This is a genomic window from Staphylococcus agnetis (assembly GCF_002901865.1).
Lineage (GTDB): Bacteria > Bacillota > Bacilli > Staphylococcales > Staphylococcaceae > Staphylococcus > Staphylococcus agnetis.
The window spans coordinates 39,124-54,807 of the sequence record NZ_PPQF01000016.1 but is presented as its reverse complement, the minus strand read 5'-3'; the positions used below and the strand labels follow the sequence as shown (position 1 = coordinate 54,807).

Below are 15,684 nucleotides of genomic sequence, written 5' to 3'. Positions count from 1 at the left end.
ACATATCTCTCCTGACTTATATCACGGTAATGGAGTGTGTCATCAGTTTGACAATGCCAATGAGTGCGAAGATTAAAATAAAACCAATGACAATCCATTCGATAGCTTTCGGTTTTTTATTAAGATTGTGTTGAACTTTGATAAAAACAATGACACCTGGAATGTAAAGAATCATTGTCAGTAATAAATATTCTAGACCTGCTGCATAAATTAACCAAAGTGCATAAATAGAAGCAATACATCCAATCGCCCATTTTGTCACTGAGGCATTTTGTTGTAAGTAGTTGTACTTTACAAGGTAAAAGGCGCTAAACATATATGGGATTAGAATCGCACTTGACGCGAGTGAAAATGCAAATTGGTAAGCACTCTCAGTAAATAACATACTGATTAAAAAGAGTTGGACTAAAATATTCGTGATGAGTAATGAATTGATCGGTGCACCGTTGCGATTTTCTTTCGCAAACCATTTAGGGAATAGGTTGTTTTTCGCAACGACATAAGGTAATTCTCCGGCTAGTAACGTCCATCCAAGCCACGCGCCGAGTACGGAAATAATGAGCCCGATATTTACAAATACAGCCCCCCATGGTCCAACAATATGTGCTAACACATGTGACATTGAAGGGTTACCTAATTCGGAAATATGATTTTGTTGAATTACACCTTGCGCGAGTACGGTCATTAAAAAGTAAATAATGAGTACGGAAGTAAGGCCTATCACGGTCGCTGTTCCGACATCTTTTTTGCGTTTTGCGCGGCTTGAGAAGACCACTGCACCTTCAATACCTGTGAAAATCCAAACGGTCACAAGCATAATACTTTTCACTTGTAACAGAATAGATGACCATTCGATCTCATTTGAAGCGGTACCGCTAAACCCTGCGAGAAACGTATCGAAATTAAACACCACCATCATACAAACGATGACCAAAAAGATTGGAATTAATTTCGCGACGGTAACAATACTATTGATAAACGCAGCGGTTTCTACACCTTTTAAAATTAAGAAATGGACTCCCCAAAGTAAAATAGAGGCGACAATGATACTCGGTAACGTATTACCTTTTTGGAAAATCGGGAAGAAATTGCCAACCGCAGACATGAGCAATGTAGCATAAGCCACGTTGCCTAAAAATGCTGCAAACCAGTAACCCCAAGCACTACAAAAACCAATAAAATCTCCAAACCCTGCTTGTGCGTAACTGTAGATGCCGCCATCTAAATCAGGTCGTGCATTCGTTAACGTTTGAAATACAAATGCTAATGCAATCATGCCGATAGCAGTAATCCCCCAACCGATCATGAGGGCAAGACCGCCTGCCTGACTTCCCATATCAGAGATGATATTAAAAGCACCGCCTCCAATCATAGATCCTATAACAAGGCCAATGAGAGAAGACTTGTTTAATTTTTGTTGGTGTTCATTTTCCACGTGTTTCATCTCCTTATCATGAAAAGGGAAGGGCTAGTGCGTGGTCATACATATAAAATTGTTGCTACGTCTAGCCCATCACTTTAGTTATGCCAGTGTTGAAGCCATCACAGATTTAATCGTATGCATACGGTTCTCTGCTTGGTCAAACACTTTGGATTGCGGACTTCTAAATACGTCATCAGTGACTTCCATTTCGCTTATGCCAAATTGCTCTTCGATGTCTTTACCATATATCGTATTTGTATCATGGAATGCTGGCAGACAATGTAAGAAAATCGTGTCATCACGGCCTGTTTTTTCCATTAATGTACGATTGACCTGATAATCTTTTAATAATTGGATACGTGCCTCAAATTCACTTTCTTCACCCATAGATACCCAAACGTCTGTATAGATTACGTGCGCACCTTTAACCGCTTCTTCTATATCATCTGTAACGACGACAGAGCCACCATCACGCACACCACGTGCTTTAGCCATATCAACATACGTTTCGTTCGGGAAGAGGGCTTTAGGCGTACATATACGCACATTCACGCCGAGCATGGCACCCGCGACCATAAGAGAGTGTGCCATATTGTTACGGCCATCACCAATGTATGTGAGGTTAATGCCTTTTAAGTGACCGAAATTTTCTTTAACGGTCATATAGTCCGCAAGCATTTGAGTCGGATGCCAAATATCTGTCAAACCGTTCCACACCGGTACACCTGAATGTTCAGCGAGTTGCTCAACAACGTCTTGAGAGAAACCTCGGAATTCTATGCCATCAAACATACGTCCGAGTACTTTTGCGGTATCTTCTACCGATTCTTTTTTACCCAATTGAATGTCATTTTTGCCTAAAAATTCAGGGTGTGCTCCGAGATCTATAGATGCCACTGTGAATGCGGCACGTGTACGTGTTGACGTTTTTTCGAAGAGTAATGCAATATTTTTACCGTCTAAATAACGATGTTTGATGCCATCTTGTTTGTAAGATTTTAATGTAATTGCGAAATCAATTAATGCTTCAAATTCTGCTTTCGTAAAATCGTTTTCTTTTAATAATGAACGTCCTTTTAAAGCGACTGGTTTTTGTAATTCCATCATGCGTTTTTCCTCCTCAATGTCTTTTATATGTCTTCACGATATAAAGGTTGACTCATACAACGTGGGCCTCCACGACCGCGTACAAGTTCACCCCCAGGGATTTCGATGACTTTTAAGCCTTTTTCACGTAATAAGGTGTTAGAGACATAGTTTCTGTCATATGTCACTACCACACCCGGGCGGATACATAGTGTGTTTGATCCATCATTCCATTGTTCACGTGGTCCGTCGATGGTATCGCCATTACCAGTAGGAATGAATTCGATATTATCGATGTTTAACGCGTCTTCTAAAGTTTGTTTCAACTGGTTAGAATGGGTAATTTTAATGTTGTCATCGCCGTCACATGGTTCAATCGTAAAGATATTCATATGACCTTCAGATTTCAGTATGGCAGCATGCATAGTGAACTTATCGTAATCTATCATTGTAAATACCGTATCTAAATGCATAAACGTACGACTTGTAGGGATTTCAATCGCAATGATTTTCTTAAACGTTGATACAGGATTGCTAAAAATGCTACGTGCCAAACGTTCGATTGCTTGTGCTGATGTACGTTCTGAAATTCCAATCGCAAGCACTTCTTTAGATAAGACGAGTTCATCGCCACCTTCAATATTGAACGGACTATCTCGGTCCACCCAAACTGGAATGTCACTGTCTTTAAAGTCAGGGTGATGTTTTAAAATATATTGCATGAAAATCGATTCACGGCGACGTGCGCGCCAATACATGCGATTAATTGTAACCCCGTTACCGACGGACGCTTGAGGATCACGCGTGAAATAAAGGTTCGGCATTGGGTCAAGATAAAACGGATATTTGTCATCCATATATTCAACGAGATGTGTTGTTTTTAAATTGATTTCTTCTTTTCTGACGCCGGCCATTATTTTATCAACTAAGCTTTGATTATCTAATTTAGAAAACAGCGCTTTAATTTCTGCTTCGTGGCCAAGCACGGTTTTACGTGATTCTGCCAATATTTCATCGATAAATTGTTCGCGTACTTGAGGTTCTGTTAAACTTTCTGCAGTTAATTTTTCAAGGTATAACACTTCTACACCTTCGTTTTTTAAAACTTCTGCAAAGTAGTCGTGTTCGCGTTGGGCGACTTTTAAATAAGGAATGTCATCAAAAAGTAAGCCGTCTAAATAATCAGGAACAAGGTTTTCTAATTCTTTACCAGGTCGTTTAAGTAAAACGGTTTTTAAACGGCCAATTTCACTATTAACATTAATCGTGCGTTTCATTTTAATTTTCCTCCTTTATGTGATGATGTCTTCACTATAAAGGTTATAAAACGCTTACATCGTGATTTATTTCACAAATAAAGAGAGGAATATTTCTTATTTTAAAGATAGGTCTATACAAAAAAATTTATTTTCTTGCATGGCACACGCGGTGTTATGCGACATGTAATGGATATTAGGTGTATATTCACGTATAGGTTATGGCGTAATTTGTCGTTGATACAATATGATGCATAATCATGCTAAAGTGTATGGTCTGGAAAGAGTTCTGTAACGACATGTCGCGCTGCATCATTTGAGCGTGTCATAATCATTGTTGTATCATTACCGCTTACTGTACCGATAATGGCATTCAATTGTAATGCATCGATATAAAAATTGATTGTTTGACCAAATCCAGGAGAGGATTGAATTAAAATACATTGGTTAATAACTGAGATACGTTGAATGTCATCTTGATACAACCGTTTTAAGATGTGACGATATTTTGGTTTGTCATTGGATATCAGTTGATAGTGTGAGGGGTGATGTTGAGAAGGGACTTTATGTATATTTAACTGTAAGAAATCGTTCGCAATGGTCGTTAGGCTAAAATGAATGCCAAATCGTGCTTCTATAATATCGATTACATCTTGCTTCGATGTTATACAGTTATGTTGTACGATGATCTCGATAAATTTTTGTCTTTCTTCGCGTTTCATTTTTAGCACCTCCTAAAATAGCCCTTCAACAGCTTTCTACATCAACTATCAATAAATATTATTAACCAGTTCTTCAAATTAAATCAAAAATATTAGTATTCATTTTTAGTGTAAAAATGTTAAAAATCTGTGCTAAAGTCTTTTGTCATAAGGATTTTTACGAAGTTGTGACAACAAAGGTTTGACACGGTTTATGGTTAAAAGAAGTCGTCTAGGGGTAAGCACGTCTCTTTCATTTTTATGCCATTTTCGGTAACATACCATGCGTATGACAATATGAAATGCGTTTGGAGGAGTATTGTGAGGTATCAATCAACTAAAATAACCATTTTCTTTTTTATGTTAGGCACCTTTGCGATAGGCATGTCTGAATATGTTGTTATTGGATTATTGTCGCAAATCGCAGGTGATATGCATATCCCGATATCTACAGCAGGGTTGCTTGTCAGTGTGTATGCTTTGAGCGTCGCATTTATAGGGCCAGTGATGCGTATTTTAACGTTTAAATATCGTGCACGCATCTTATTGCCTGTTTTTGTAGGTATTTTTATTTTTAGTAATGTATTAGGCATGTTGGCACCAAATTTTTATGTATTATTGTTGTCACGGTTATTATCAGCAGCAATGCATGCCCCGTTCTTTGGGGTGAGTATGAGTGTCGCAACGAACATTGTGTCGCCAGCGAAACGTACGCAAGCCATCGCGTTAGTACAAACTGGGTTAACCATTGCGATTATGATCGGTGTACCGTTTGGGGCGTTTTTAGGAGATTTAGCGAATTGGCGTGTTGTTTTCGGTATTATGGTTGCCATCGCAATCATTACATTGATAGGTATTTTAAAATGTACACCTGATGTTGAGATGAGTGCGGAACCTAATTTACGTAAAGAACTTGGAGCCTTTAAACAACCACAAATTTTAATTACGATTGCGATGATTGTTTTTGGATTTTCTGGTGTGTTTACAACGTATACTTTTGTAGAACCGATGTTAAAAGCGTTGTCACCATTCGACACAGTGGGTATTACAGTGTGTCTATTTTTATTCGGCCTTGGTGGGGTCATCGGTAACGTCGTCTCTGGAAATGTGACTGAGGAAAAATTAACGATGGGGCTATTTTTCTCGTATTTGTTGTTATTTGTGACCATTGTTTTACTCGTATACGCTTTACCAATAGGGGTGTTTGCGCTCATCATCGTATTTTTGTTTGGATTTGGGACGTTTGGAACAACGCCGTTACTTAACAGTAAAATCATTTTCGGTGCAAGTGAGGCCCCGCTACTCGCCAGCACCATGGTGGGCTCTATATTTAATTTAGCGAATTTTATCGGTGCAATGATCGGGTCAGGATTGCTCGGACATGGTTTGCCTTATGCGCACATTACAATGATCTCAGGAGGCATTATTTTACTCGGTATTGTGCTCAATATTGGGAACTATATGTATGAGAAGCGACAAAAAGTTAGTGGTTAACTTCGTTATTGATTACGGTCAATACGTATTATACCACTACGCTTTAAGAAGTTATCTATATCAATATGAAAAGCACGTATCATGGGTTCATGATACGTGCTTTTTTGGGCTTTAGTATTCGATATTTGGTGCTTTGTTAACGTGTTGTTGGTAACGTTTTAAAGCAGCAAACGCGCCGCCAAGGACGCCAACTACGACTGTTAATGTAACGAGTGCTTTCATGTCGCAACGACTCCTTTTTATTCGTAATAGTGTAATTCTAAATCTTTAGAAGTTTGTTTACGTGTTTTACGCATTAACGCTTCATCTTCAATTAATGATTTACCGTATGAAGGAATCATTTTTTGAATTTTTGGCGTCCATTCAGAAGTTAATTCTGGGAAGTTCTTTTCAAGTACTTCTAATGCAACAGATACAGATGTAGATGCTCCGGGTGATTCACCTAATAATGCGATAACAGTATGGTCTTGAGAGTTAACCACTTCTGTACCGAATTGGATGAAACCTTTACCGTATTCTTCAGTATCTTTAATCACTTGAACACGTTTACCAGCAGTATATAATTCCCAATCTTCATCACGTGCTTCTGGGTAGAATGTACGTAAGTGATTCATACAACCTTCTTTTGTCATTAAAATTTGGTCGAATGAGTATTTGATTAAAGGTAAGTTTTTCGCTGCTGATGCAAGTAAAGTCATAATGTTGTATGGCTTAACAGAACGGAATAAGTCTAAGTTAGAACCGTTTTTCAAGAACTTAGGACCTACACTTGCGAATGGACCGAATAATAACGTTTTCTCACCATTAATATAACGTGTATCTAAGTGAGGTACTGTCATTGGTGGTGTACCTGGTGGCTCTTTACCATATACTTTAACCCCGTGTTCTTCAACAACTTCTGGGTTTGTACATGTTAAGAATTGACCTGTGATAGGGAATCCACCTAAGTTTTTACTTTCAGGGATACCTGTTTTTTGAAGTAATGGAATTGCGCCACCGCCTGCGCCAATAAAGACGTGGTGTGCAATTTCAGTGAAGACTTTACCGCTGTTACGGTTACGGATTTTAACTTCCCATTTTTTATCTTCACGTTGCATGAAATCGATTACTTCATGATTGTATTTCACTTCAGCATTGTCATGTGCTTCAATATTAGAAGTCATTTTACGTGTTAATTCACCGAAGTTAACATCTGTACCTTCATCGATTTTACTTGCAGCCATAATGTCGCTCGCGTCGCGGCCTTTCATCATTAATGGCATCCATTTACGCATTACTTCGATATCTTCAGTATATTCAATGTTATCGAACATTGGTGATTGTTTCATTGCTTCGTAACGATCTTTTAAGAACTTACGATTGTTTACACCACGTACGAAACTAATGTGAGGTAATGGATTGATAAATTCACGTGGGTTTGAAATGTTTTTATTTTTTACTAGGAAGCCCCAGAATTGTTTAGAGATTTCAAACTCCTCGTTAATGTGTTTCGCTTTCTCGATGTCGATTGAACCATCTGGTTGTAATACCGTATAGTTCAATTCACATAGTGCAGCATGACCTGTACCAGCGTTGTGACGTTCATTAGAACTTTCAAGACCTGGACGATCTAAGCGTTCATATAACTTGATGTTCCAGTTTGGTTCAAGTTCTTTAATCATTGAACTAAACGTAGTACTAAGCACACCAGCACCAACTACAATGATGTTTCTAGGTTCTGACTGATTAGACATATTTATCACCTTTCAAATTTAGTTATAACCATTAGCATAAGCTTATATTTAAACGATATGCTCTAATTATATTACATTTACTTTTATTATGGAATTGCACAGATAAAGAAATTTTAAATTGTATGGCATAAACTTAAAAAAGTTAGGGATAAATACGGTATTAATTGAAAGATTCCATTAATTTTTCTTCTTGTATAATACGTTTAACTAGAAAATGCGCGTAAGGTAAAAGTAAAATCCATGTATAAGTCGCACTTGTTAGTAATAATACACCAAGTAGTTCTGGAATAATATTTAAGAAATAGTTTGGATGTTTTGTGATTTTATAAAGACCTGATTTCACAATAGGGTGGTGCGGTAAAATAAAGATTTTTAATGTCCAAATACGTCCTAACGTGCGGATAACATGAAATAGTACAATGTAACTAAGAATAAGTATGATAAGACCGATCACGTTGATAGCACCTAATGTTGTGTGATGCATCCATGCTTCAAAAGCGGCTCCAACATAAATAAGAATATGAGTCGCAGCTAAACCTTTAGAATTTGCTTGACCATATTCTTTGGCGCCTTCAGCAATGAGTGCTTTAGCATTATTGATAGATATGTATAAACTGTACAAACGGATAACGAAAAAAGCGGCTAGCAATGTTAAAACCATTAATTGTCATCTCTTTCTTTTTTAGAATAAAAAAATGCAATCCAACGTGATAATGGTGAGAGATCTTGGTTGCCATCTACGGGTATCACGTCGGGATCGCATTGTAGTTACATTGTATGTTGAGACGCAGAATAAAACCATTAAATTAAACTTAAATCTAGCTTTAATTTGAGTTAATCCATGGGAATATAAAAGTATGTCGAAGCTACTTTAAAATATTATGGTAATAGTCTTTTTTACTTTAAGAAATGAGTGGATTTTTCAAAAAAAGTCATTTAAAATGACCTTATTAAGGAAATGAAAGTGGTGATTGGTATGAAAGAAAACACTTTTGATGAATTATTAGTTAAAGGCATTATTTCAGGATATAAAGACTATATTCAAGTTAGAAAACATGCATTTGAAAACTTAGTCATCAGTGAAGCTTATGCCTATGTGAAATCAAATCACATTGAACACCAAGTCGCACGTCATATGGAGCGTTTTGTAGATTATAAGAAACAAAATGCAGGCCCTTCATGGAAATTTTTAAATTTCAAATTCAAACAAGACATTGAACATGGCTTATCTTTTATAATTAGAAATTATAATTATTTTGATGAAGACAGAGTAACGATAGGTAAAACTCCGATCAATACTAAAAGTGGTAAAGAAAAAGAGTATTTAAAAAGATTAATTGAGATTAATATGAATTACGACTTTGATAATGTTAATGAAAAGTTAAATCGCCCTTATCAATTGACAATGGAGCATTATTTACATGATTCTCATAAAGGTAATGCTAATGAAAAAAGTGGTGCTTTTAATATCATTACTTATGAGATTGACACTTATTCAAAGTTATTAAAATCGATAAAAGTATGGTTGCCAAATCCTAAAACGAATAAAGCAATCATGCTTAAGGATTTAACACCTACTTTAAATATATTAACACGTCATGATGAATCGTATTCTATTGATGAAAATGAAGTGAAAGTGTTAAAACAAGTTGATGATGAGGATATTTTAACAGAAGAACCAAGTACATTTGGGTTTGAAATTCTGCCTGAAGAAATTGAAAAATAAGAGTGAGTGTGGTTTAAAAATGTTTTACGGTAAAAATTTGACGTATATCAGACAACTCAATGGAATGAGTAGGAATGAATTAGCAATACAACTTAATGTAAGTGAACAAGCGATATGGCAGTATGAAGCTAAAAATGCGATGCCAGACATATCCAAGATTTATAGTTTAGCGAATACGTTTCATGTTAAAACAAATTTTTTTATGAAAGAACAACATAGTTACTTTTCTAATGAATCAGTTGATAGACATCGCATCGCTTTCAGATCAAAAAATCAAAATACGTCAATTAAAATTTTAAACAAACAACATTACCAAGCTACATTTATGACCAATTTGACGGAATTTTTATTTTCAAATATTTCTCAACCAACGTTGGCCATTTATGACATTCTAAATCAAGTAGAAGCTTTAATGAGTCACGAGAAATTAACTAAAGAAAAAATTAATGAAATAGCATGTATTGCGCGCAAATATATTATCGGTTCCTCTACTAATGCCAACTTACTTTTACAAATTGAAAAAACTGGCATCATTGTATTTGAACAACAACTTGATCAATATACAGATGCATTTAGTTATTGGTCTGACAGTAATTTACCTTTCATTGTATTAGGAGATAATAAAGGTATCGCTGTAAGACGAAACTTTGATATCGCTCATGAATTAGGTCATTTATTACTGCACAGGAAAATAGAGTTTGATTTATTATCTAAAGAAGAATTTAAAGATATCGAGAAAGAAGCAGATTGTTTTGCAGCTTATTTCTTATTACCAGAAGAAGCATTTATGGAAGACTTTAATAATTTAAACAAGAAGTCTAATCCAGAGCATTATATGTTGTTGAAAGAGAAATGGCACGTTTCCATACAAGCAATGGCGATGCGAGCTTATTATTTAGGAGGCTTAACGGAATCCCAATATAGATATTTTTGGGCATTGATCAATAAAAAAGGGTACAAACAACTTGAGCCTTTAGATAAAGATATCAAACTACCTAGACCAATTAAAATTAATAGTTTACTCAATTTATTATTTGAAAAAGGCGTTTTGCAACCAGCCGAACTTTTAGAGATGTTCAGAGTGAACCCTGAATTTTTCCAAAATCTTTTAAGAATTAATTCTAATGTATTTTACAAATTTATGACCATTAATCATCAAAGTCAAAAAGATCAAATATTAAATTCAATCGTTACTATTGATAGAAAAAAATAGTACGGTACAGCGTTAAGTACGCATGTTGTAATAACATTTTACAAAAGTAAAAGCCTTCAAAAGTGGTTGAACACTTTCGAGGGCTTTTTTCATATGACATGTTTTATTTGATTTTACGCATGTTTGGCAATGTCTGCATGCTTTTTAATGGTTGCGCGGTGACGCCAATAAATAAATGTAAGGGCACCGTACCAAATTGGAGATAAAATAAATCCAATGCGAGTATCAGGTTCTATTAATAAAAGTACTAATATAAAGGCGAAAAATGCGAGGACCGCATACGCAGTGAACACGCCTCCTGGTAATTTGAAGGTACTTGCTTTATGCAACGCATGGTCTTTACGATGATAACTAATATAGGCAACAACAATGAGTGCCCAAACGACAACAGTAATTGAAGTTGCTACGGAAGTAATATACACAAATACCGTTTCCGCATTAGGGATAATTAAGTTAAGAATAACTGTAATTGAAATTAATCCACATGTAACAAGCAATGCATTGCGTGGGACGCCACGACTTGAAAGGCGGTGCATCGCTTTGGGTGCTTGTTTTTTATCCGCAAGTGAAAAGAGCACACGACTATTCGCGAAAATACCACTGTTCGCTGATGATGCTGCCGCAGTTAAAACGACGAAGTTGATTAATCCTGCCGCAAAAGGAATCCCAGCTAATGCGAATAAACCAACAAATGGACTATTTTCAGGATTAATTTGATTCCAAGGCACGATCATCATAATGACCGCTAGTGCACCAACATAGAAAATAATAATACGTAACGGCACGCTATTAATGGCACGTGGTAATGTTTTTTCAGGATTTTTCGTTTCACCAGCAGTAATACCAATAAATTCGATACCTGTAAACGCAAATACGGCCATTTGGAATGATGTTAAAAAGCCGGCTAAACCAAATGGAAACATCCCCTCATGATTCCATAAGTTTGTTACACTTGCCGTATTGCCTGACGGTGACTTAAATGCTAAGAATACCATTACGGCACCGACAACGATTAATGCGATAATAGTCACCACTTTAATAATCGCAAACCAAAACTCTAATTCACCAAATAATTTTGTACTTGTTAAATTAAGTGTCAGTAATAAAAGTATAATCGCAAAACAAGTTAACCATGTGGGTATGTTCGGGTTAAAATATTTAATGTATTGCGAGATGGCTGTGACGTCTGCCATTACTGTAATCACCCAAGACATCCAATAAGACCAACCGACAATAAATCCTGCGAATGGTCCTAAATATTCATGCGCGATTTCTGGGAATGATTTGAATTTTGATTTTGCGAGTAAAATCTCTCCCATTGCACGCATAAACATAAATAGAAAAAATCCTACAATCATATACGTAAATAGAATGGAAGGACCAGCCTTGGAAATGGTATTACCAGATCCAAAAAACAACCCTGTTCCTATAGCGCCACCGATTGCGATTAATTGAATATGACGATTGCTCAATTCTCTTTTTAATTCATTTGTCATAATGTTCTCTCCCATCACTTTGAAGTGAAGTATTCTCCCTTTGTGTGCGATTGTTCCCCATTGTTTTTACAAGAAAAATTCATGTCTTTTGATTTGACACTTTGATGTATGTGAGTATTTTATACCCATTATCTGAAAATAACAACAATTCGCAAAAATGTTTTTAGATGTAATGTTAAAATCACGTGAGACAATATATAAATATAATATGTTTAATTATGCGCGATTTTAGTTTATATAAGAATTACTGAATGTACAATTGACATCACAGTATTGTAAACGCTTACAAATTATAGGGATAATGCTTATCGACTGCCGCGTTTGCTATTGTAAGAAAATAAACAGAAAGTGCATTTCAACTAAAATGTATGCTGTATTTTGCTTTTTTATAAAAGTTTTTTAGATAAAAAATAATACAATTTTCAACAATGGATATCGGTCTGGAAGATTTGTTATTGATTCGTTCAACTCAAAACATTTTATATTAAATTAAAAAATTATGTTGTATCGATAACGGAAAATGTTATTCTTATATTAATGAACTATAAAGGGGTGCAATGTTTATGGTGTCAGATGAACGCAAATTGCGAAAATTATTACTGTTCGGCAGTATAGTCAATGTCATTTGTATATTGTTGTATACATTTATCGCTGCAACTTTACCTTCAATATCGAAACATTCAGATATAGGACCCCTAACGCTGTTTGGATACGCGCTTAGTGATCCCCATATATCGATATATATCATATTGACGCTTTATATCTGTATGGTGGCTTTGGGGATTATTTATTTCAAATTCGGTCTCTCTAACTCAAATGTAGGAATTGTATATTTGATTTTAGGTGTATTGGTGCTTTATTACAGTCCTATAGCAGGATTTTGTTGGATTTACGTAGGTGCACGTCTTATTTCGACAAAAGTGTTAAATGTCTTAACGGTTATCAGTACGATTATCATTGGAATCATATTATTGGCTTGGCTGTTCTTAGGATTGCCTATCGTATTTATTTTAGGTATACATGATGGTTTACAAGGAGGGGCACTTGAACCAGGTCTATTCATGATATTTTCAAGTGCGAACTCAGCAGGGGGAGCATCTATCGTGTTTTTAATATTATTGGTACTTTTAATGTCATTTATCGGTGCGATTTATGCCTTTATCTGTACGGGTATGGTACATCAAAACACTCAAAAATGTCATGATAGTCTTAAGTTTTTATGTGTTGCGACGATGACATTGTCCTACTCAGCTGCATTATTTAATATCGCTGCCATTTTATTTACATCATTGGTGCTAAAGAGACGTAATCAAGAAACGGAAAAATTACCCAACGCATGTGTGAAAATCCCAAATTCGGAGTAAAAAAGATGAATTTGTCGGATATTTGTCAAAATTAAACGTTAAAAATATATTAAAATGACTAAGGGGACACAGATGTAAAAGCATCAGGTCGATAAAACACGCATAAAAGTATCACATGTCTTTTGTGTAAATAGTGTCATTATGATGTTGTATGGCTTTTTATGTGACGTCATGGTGATACTTTTCTTAGCTTTACAATAAACGTCTTGTATAAAGCAATTCGAAGTTTATTGAGATCGTTAATAAGATGTTGCGTGATACACGTATTATTGTATTACGAAATTGTTGATAATTTGGTGTACAATTAATCATACATTTGTTTTATTTTATGCAAGTATCGTTACAGTTTATTATTCGATACGCGTATTCATTTGCATAAACGCAACTATAAAACACATGAATGCATCCAACATCTTCGTGTTATCCTTATTACAACATTTAGGGTTTATTGATTTTGAAGGTTTACCTTATATTTAACGTCCCCGTTAATAGGTCTTTAGCTTGGATATGGATACGAGTAGCATGAGAAAGATTCCCTCATTTAAAGTAGAGGGAGGGGAAAGTAGTTTAAAAAGATTTTACAAAATTAAAAATACTAATAGATATAGAGGCGTGTTGATATTGAAAAAGAAAGATTTAATAAAATTACTGATGGGTCTTGCGCTCATCATACAATTGTCTATAGCCCTTTTTAATTTTTTTAATTTAAACAATCTTGATTATAATATGTTCTATTATGACGAAATTAGTAAATGGAATATTTGGGAACGTGCAATGAATGTATATGCTTCCATGTCCCTTTATAGCGTAGGTCTTGTATTAAATTGTCTTATTTTTATTTTTGGGTGTTTTGTCTTTTTTAAGTACTTGAAAACAGGTACAGTGAATGCGCTATTTGTGGGTGGTTTAGGGTTTTTAAGTTTTATAACGAATCCTTTAGGAGGCATTTTGTGGTGTATCATTGCCGCTAAGTATCATCATCAATTGGACGTGACGCAATGGGTTAAGCGATTGTTAATCATGAGTGTTATCTTAGTTGCTGTTTCACCTATTTTACGTATGTTCGCGCCATATATGATTTTAATACAACAACCCATTATTAGTGCGCATTTATCAAGTTTTGACAGTTTATTACTGCCATCATTTTGGGCAAGATGGTTTTTTATCGTAGATACACCACAAATCATTACTTATATGTTCTCTCCAATAACCTTATTTATATACATTTCTGCGATAGTACTCGGTTTTATAATGTTATATCAAAAGATAGGTAGTAAAAATTGGAAGATGATTACAATCGTCACATTCATTGTTCAAAGTTTTGTAATGAACATTGGTGCTTTATTTTCATTAGTAGCCATCATTTTAGTGTTTGCAGCACAACAATCTACAAAAACGTTGAACGTAGATGAAGATATATAACATAATAAATCTTTTTGAGATAATTTTTTAATATTTGTATTGAACTAGGTATTAATTTCATTTAACATTATAGAAAACAATAAGGAGATAACAATTATGATCAAACGAACAGCTGAAAAAGTTTTAACATGGATAGGTGTTGGAATACAAACTATCGCTATTTTATTTTGTGGATTTTTGGCATTAGTGATTGGCTTAAACAGTAATGAATTTGAAACAGCATTACTTGAAGATGGTACATATACAGTAGATGAAGCACAATTTGTAGTTATGATTTATAACTTTTTTATCAATTTTGCTGTAATATTCGGCATTGTTGCATTAATTCTTGCGATTGTCGGTGGTGTTTTCATTAATAAAAAGACGAAACTTGCAGGGATTTTACTTATTATTGCAGGTGTGCTCAGCTTTTTCTTTTCACTCTCTGGTATTTTATGGTTAGTCGCAGGTATTATGTTGCTTGTTAGAAAACCAGCACCAACGCATGCGCAACCACATGCATCACAATCAATGCAAAACAATAACCAACCAGTGAATCATAGTGAGCCGCAACATGTTGAAAACCATAACCCTGTAAGACACAGTGAACAACGTTCAACAAACAGTCAATCTGAACAAGCGCACACATCACATCATACGCAACAACATGACGATGAACATTTCCGTTCTGAAGCAGAGGAACAACGTTCTAAAGATATTCAAAAAGATCCATATAAATATTAATAACAATAGGAGCCTCATTGAGGTTCCTTTTTTATATTGTATTCATA

General features: G+C 35.2%; 14 protein-coding genes. 6 read left to right on the top strand and 8 right to left on the bottom strand.

Annotation, left to right across the window (positions count from 1 at the left end):
* Nucleotides 1–16: 16 nt before the first annotated feature.
* From arcD to CD172_RS03045, 4 genes are all read right to left on the bottom strand, one after another.
* Entirely contained in the window at nt 17–1,372 is a 1,356-nt protein-coding gene (gene arcD, locus CD172_RS03060) for an arginine-ornithine antiporter (RefSeq protein ID WP_225906128.1), read from the bottom strand.
* Between the two features lie 150 nt (nt 1,373–1,522).
* Nucleotides 1,523–2,530: an ornithine carbamoyltransferase gene (argF, locus tag CD172_RS03055; RefSeq protein WP_103345449.1), complete on the bottom strand. Its 1,008-nt coding sequence runs from the start codon at nt 2,528–2,530 to the stop codon at nt 1,523–1,525.
* Nucleotides 2,531–2,553: 23 nt separating this feature from the next.
* Complete coding sequence (gene arcA / locus CD172_RS03050; RefSeq protein ID WP_037565661.1) at nt 2,554–3,786, bottom strand: arginine deiminase; 1,233 nt, start codon at nt 3,784–3,786, stop codon at nt 2,554–2,556.
* 242 nt (nt 3,787–4,028) lie between these two features.
* Nucleotides 4,029–4,487: an arginine repressor gene (locus tag CD172_RS03045; RefSeq protein ID WP_103345448.1), complete on the bottom strand. Its 459-nt coding sequence runs from the start codon at nt 4,485–4,487 to the stop codon at nt 4,029–4,031.
* Between the two features lie 339 nt (nt 4,488–4,826).
* On the opposite strand from CD172_RS03045, the gene CD172_RS03040 reads away from it, so the two are divergent.
* Nucleotides 4,827–5,960 carry an MFS transporter gene (locus CD172_RS03040; RefSeq protein ID WP_037565844.1) on the top strand — a complete coding sequence of 378 codons (1,134 nt, stop codon included), beginning with the start codon at nt 4,827–4,829 and terminating at the stop codon, nt 5,958–5,960.
* 111 nt (nt 5,961–6,071) lie between these two features.
* On the opposite strand, the gene CD172_RS03035 is transcribed toward CD172_RS03040, so the two are convergent.
* From CD172_RS03035 to CD172_RS03025, 3 genes are all read right to left on the bottom strand, one after another.
* Nucleotides 6,072–6,182 (bottom strand): SE2200 family small protein, encoded by a 111-nt coding sequence (locus CD172_RS03035; protein WP_081858189.1) that lies wholly within the window; start codon nt 6,180–6,182, stop codon nt 6,072–6,074.
* A gap of 17 nt (nt 6,183–6,199) precedes the next feature.
* Nucleotides 6,200–7,693: an L-lactate dehydrogenase (quinone) gene (gene lqo, locus CD172_RS03030; RefSeq protein ID WP_037565663.1), complete on the bottom strand. Its 1,494-nt coding sequence runs from the start codon at nt 7,691–7,693 to the stop codon at nt 6,200–6,202.
* A 160-nt stretch (nt 7,694–7,853) separates the two neighbouring features.
* Nucleotides 7,854–8,354 carry an isoprenylcysteine carboxyl methyltransferase family protein gene (locus CD172_RS03025; RefSeq protein ID WP_085622616.1) on the bottom strand — a complete coding sequence of 167 codons (501 nt, stop codon included), beginning with the start codon at nt 8,352–8,354 and terminating at the stop codon, nt 7,854–7,856.
* Nucleotides 8,355–8,669: 315 nt separating this feature from the next.
* Here CD172_RS03025 and CD172_RS12920 point away from each other — a divergent pair, with 315 nt between their 5' ends.
* Nucleotides 8,670–9,419 carry a spr1630 family ClpXP-sensitive toxin gene (locus CD172_RS12920; protein ID WP_174167405.1) on the top strand — a complete coding sequence of 250 codons (750 nt, stop codon included), beginning with the start codon at nt 8,670–8,672 and terminating at the stop codon, nt 9,417–9,419.
* Between the two features lie 19 nt (nt 9,420–9,438).
* On the top strand, nt 9,439–10,632 hold the full coding sequence (locus CD172_RS03015) for a spr1629 family repressor/antitoxin (protein ID WP_037565666.1): 1,194 nt from the start codon (nt 9,439–9,441) through the stop codon (nt 10,630–10,632).
* Between the two features lie 113 nt (nt 10,633–10,745).
* On the opposite strand, the gene CD172_RS03010 is transcribed toward CD172_RS03015, so the two are convergent.
* Nucleotides 10,746–12,128 (bottom strand): amino acid permease, encoded by a 1,383-nt coding sequence (locus CD172_RS03010; RefSeq protein ID WP_103345447.1) that lies wholly within the window; start codon nt 12,126–12,128, stop codon nt 10,746–10,748.
* A gap of 563 nt (nt 12,129–12,691) precedes the next feature.
* Between CD172_RS03010 and CD172_RS03005 the strand changes: the two genes are divergently transcribed.
* The 3 genes from CD172_RS03005 to CD172_RS02995 all read left to right on the top strand — a co-directional run bounded on the left by CD172_RS03005 (nt 12,692) and on the right by CD172_RS02995 (nt 15,637).
* Complete coding sequence (locus CD172_RS03005; protein WP_103345446.1) at nt 12,692–13,492, top strand: hypothetical protein; 801 nt, start codon at nt 12,692–12,694, stop codon at nt 13,490–13,492.
* A gap of 621 nt (nt 13,493–14,113) precedes the next feature.
* Nucleotides 14,114–14,914, top strand: coding sequence for a hypothetical protein (locus CD172_RS03000; protein WP_103345445.1), 801 nt, complete (start codon nt 14,114–14,116; stop codon nt 14,912–14,914).
* 96 nt (nt 14,915–15,010) lie between these two features.
* Nucleotides 15,011–15,637, top strand: coding sequence for a DUF4064 domain-containing protein (locus tag CD172_RS02995; protein WP_051879696.1), 627 nt, complete (start codon nt 15,011–15,013; stop codon nt 15,635–15,637).
* The last annotated feature ends 47 nt before the right edge of the window (nt 15,638–15,684 follow it).

Coding starts and splice junctions, on each gene's coding strand:
- arcD (WP_225906128.1), bottom strand. CDS start 1,372: ATGATTGGAGGCGGTGCTTTTAATATCATCTCTGATATGGGAAGTCAG.
- argF (WP_103345449.1), bottom strand. CDS start 2,530: ATGATGGAATTACAAAAACCAGTCGCTTTAAAAGGACGTTCATTATTA.
- arcA (WP_037565661.1), bottom strand. CDS start 3,786: ATGAAACGCACGATTAATGTTAATAGTGAAATTGGCCGTTTAAAAACC.
- CD172_RS03045 (WP_103345448.1), bottom strand. CDS start 4,487: ATGAAACGCGAAGAAAGACAAAAATTTATCGAGATCATCGTACAACAT.
- CD172_RS03040 (WP_037565844.1), top strand. CDS start 4,827: ATGTTAGGCACCTTTGCGATAGGCATGTCTGAATATGTTGTTATTGGA.
- CD172_RS03035 (WP_081858189.1), bottom strand. CDS start 6,182: ATGAAAGCACTCGTTACATTAACAGTCGTAGTTGGCGTCCTTGGCGGC.
- lqo (WP_037565663.1), bottom strand. CDS start 7,693: ATGTCTAATCAGTCAGAACCTAGAAACATCATTGTAGTTGGTGCTGGT.
- CD172_RS03025 (WP_085622616.1), bottom strand. CDS start 8,354: ATGGTTTTAACATTGCTAGCCGCTTTTTTCGTTATCCGTTTGTACAGT.
- CD172_RS12920 (WP_174167405.1), top strand. CDS start 8,670: ATGAAAGAAAACACTTTTGATGAATTATTAGTTAAAGGCATTATTTCA.
- CD172_RS03015 (WP_037565666.1), top strand. CDS start 9,439: ATGTTTTACGGTAAAAATTTGACGTATATCAGACAACTCAATGGAATG.
- CD172_RS03010 (WP_103345447.1), bottom strand. CDS start 12,128: ATGACAAATGAATTAAAAAGAGAATTGAGCAATCGTCATATTCAATTA.
- CD172_RS03005 (WP_103345446.1), top strand. CDS start 12,692: ATGGTGTCAGATGAACGCAAATTGCGAAAATTATTACTGTTCGGCAGT.
- CD172_RS02995 (WP_051879696.1), top strand. CDS start 15,011: ATGATCAAACGAACAGCTGAAAAAGTTTTAACATGGATAGGTGTTGGA.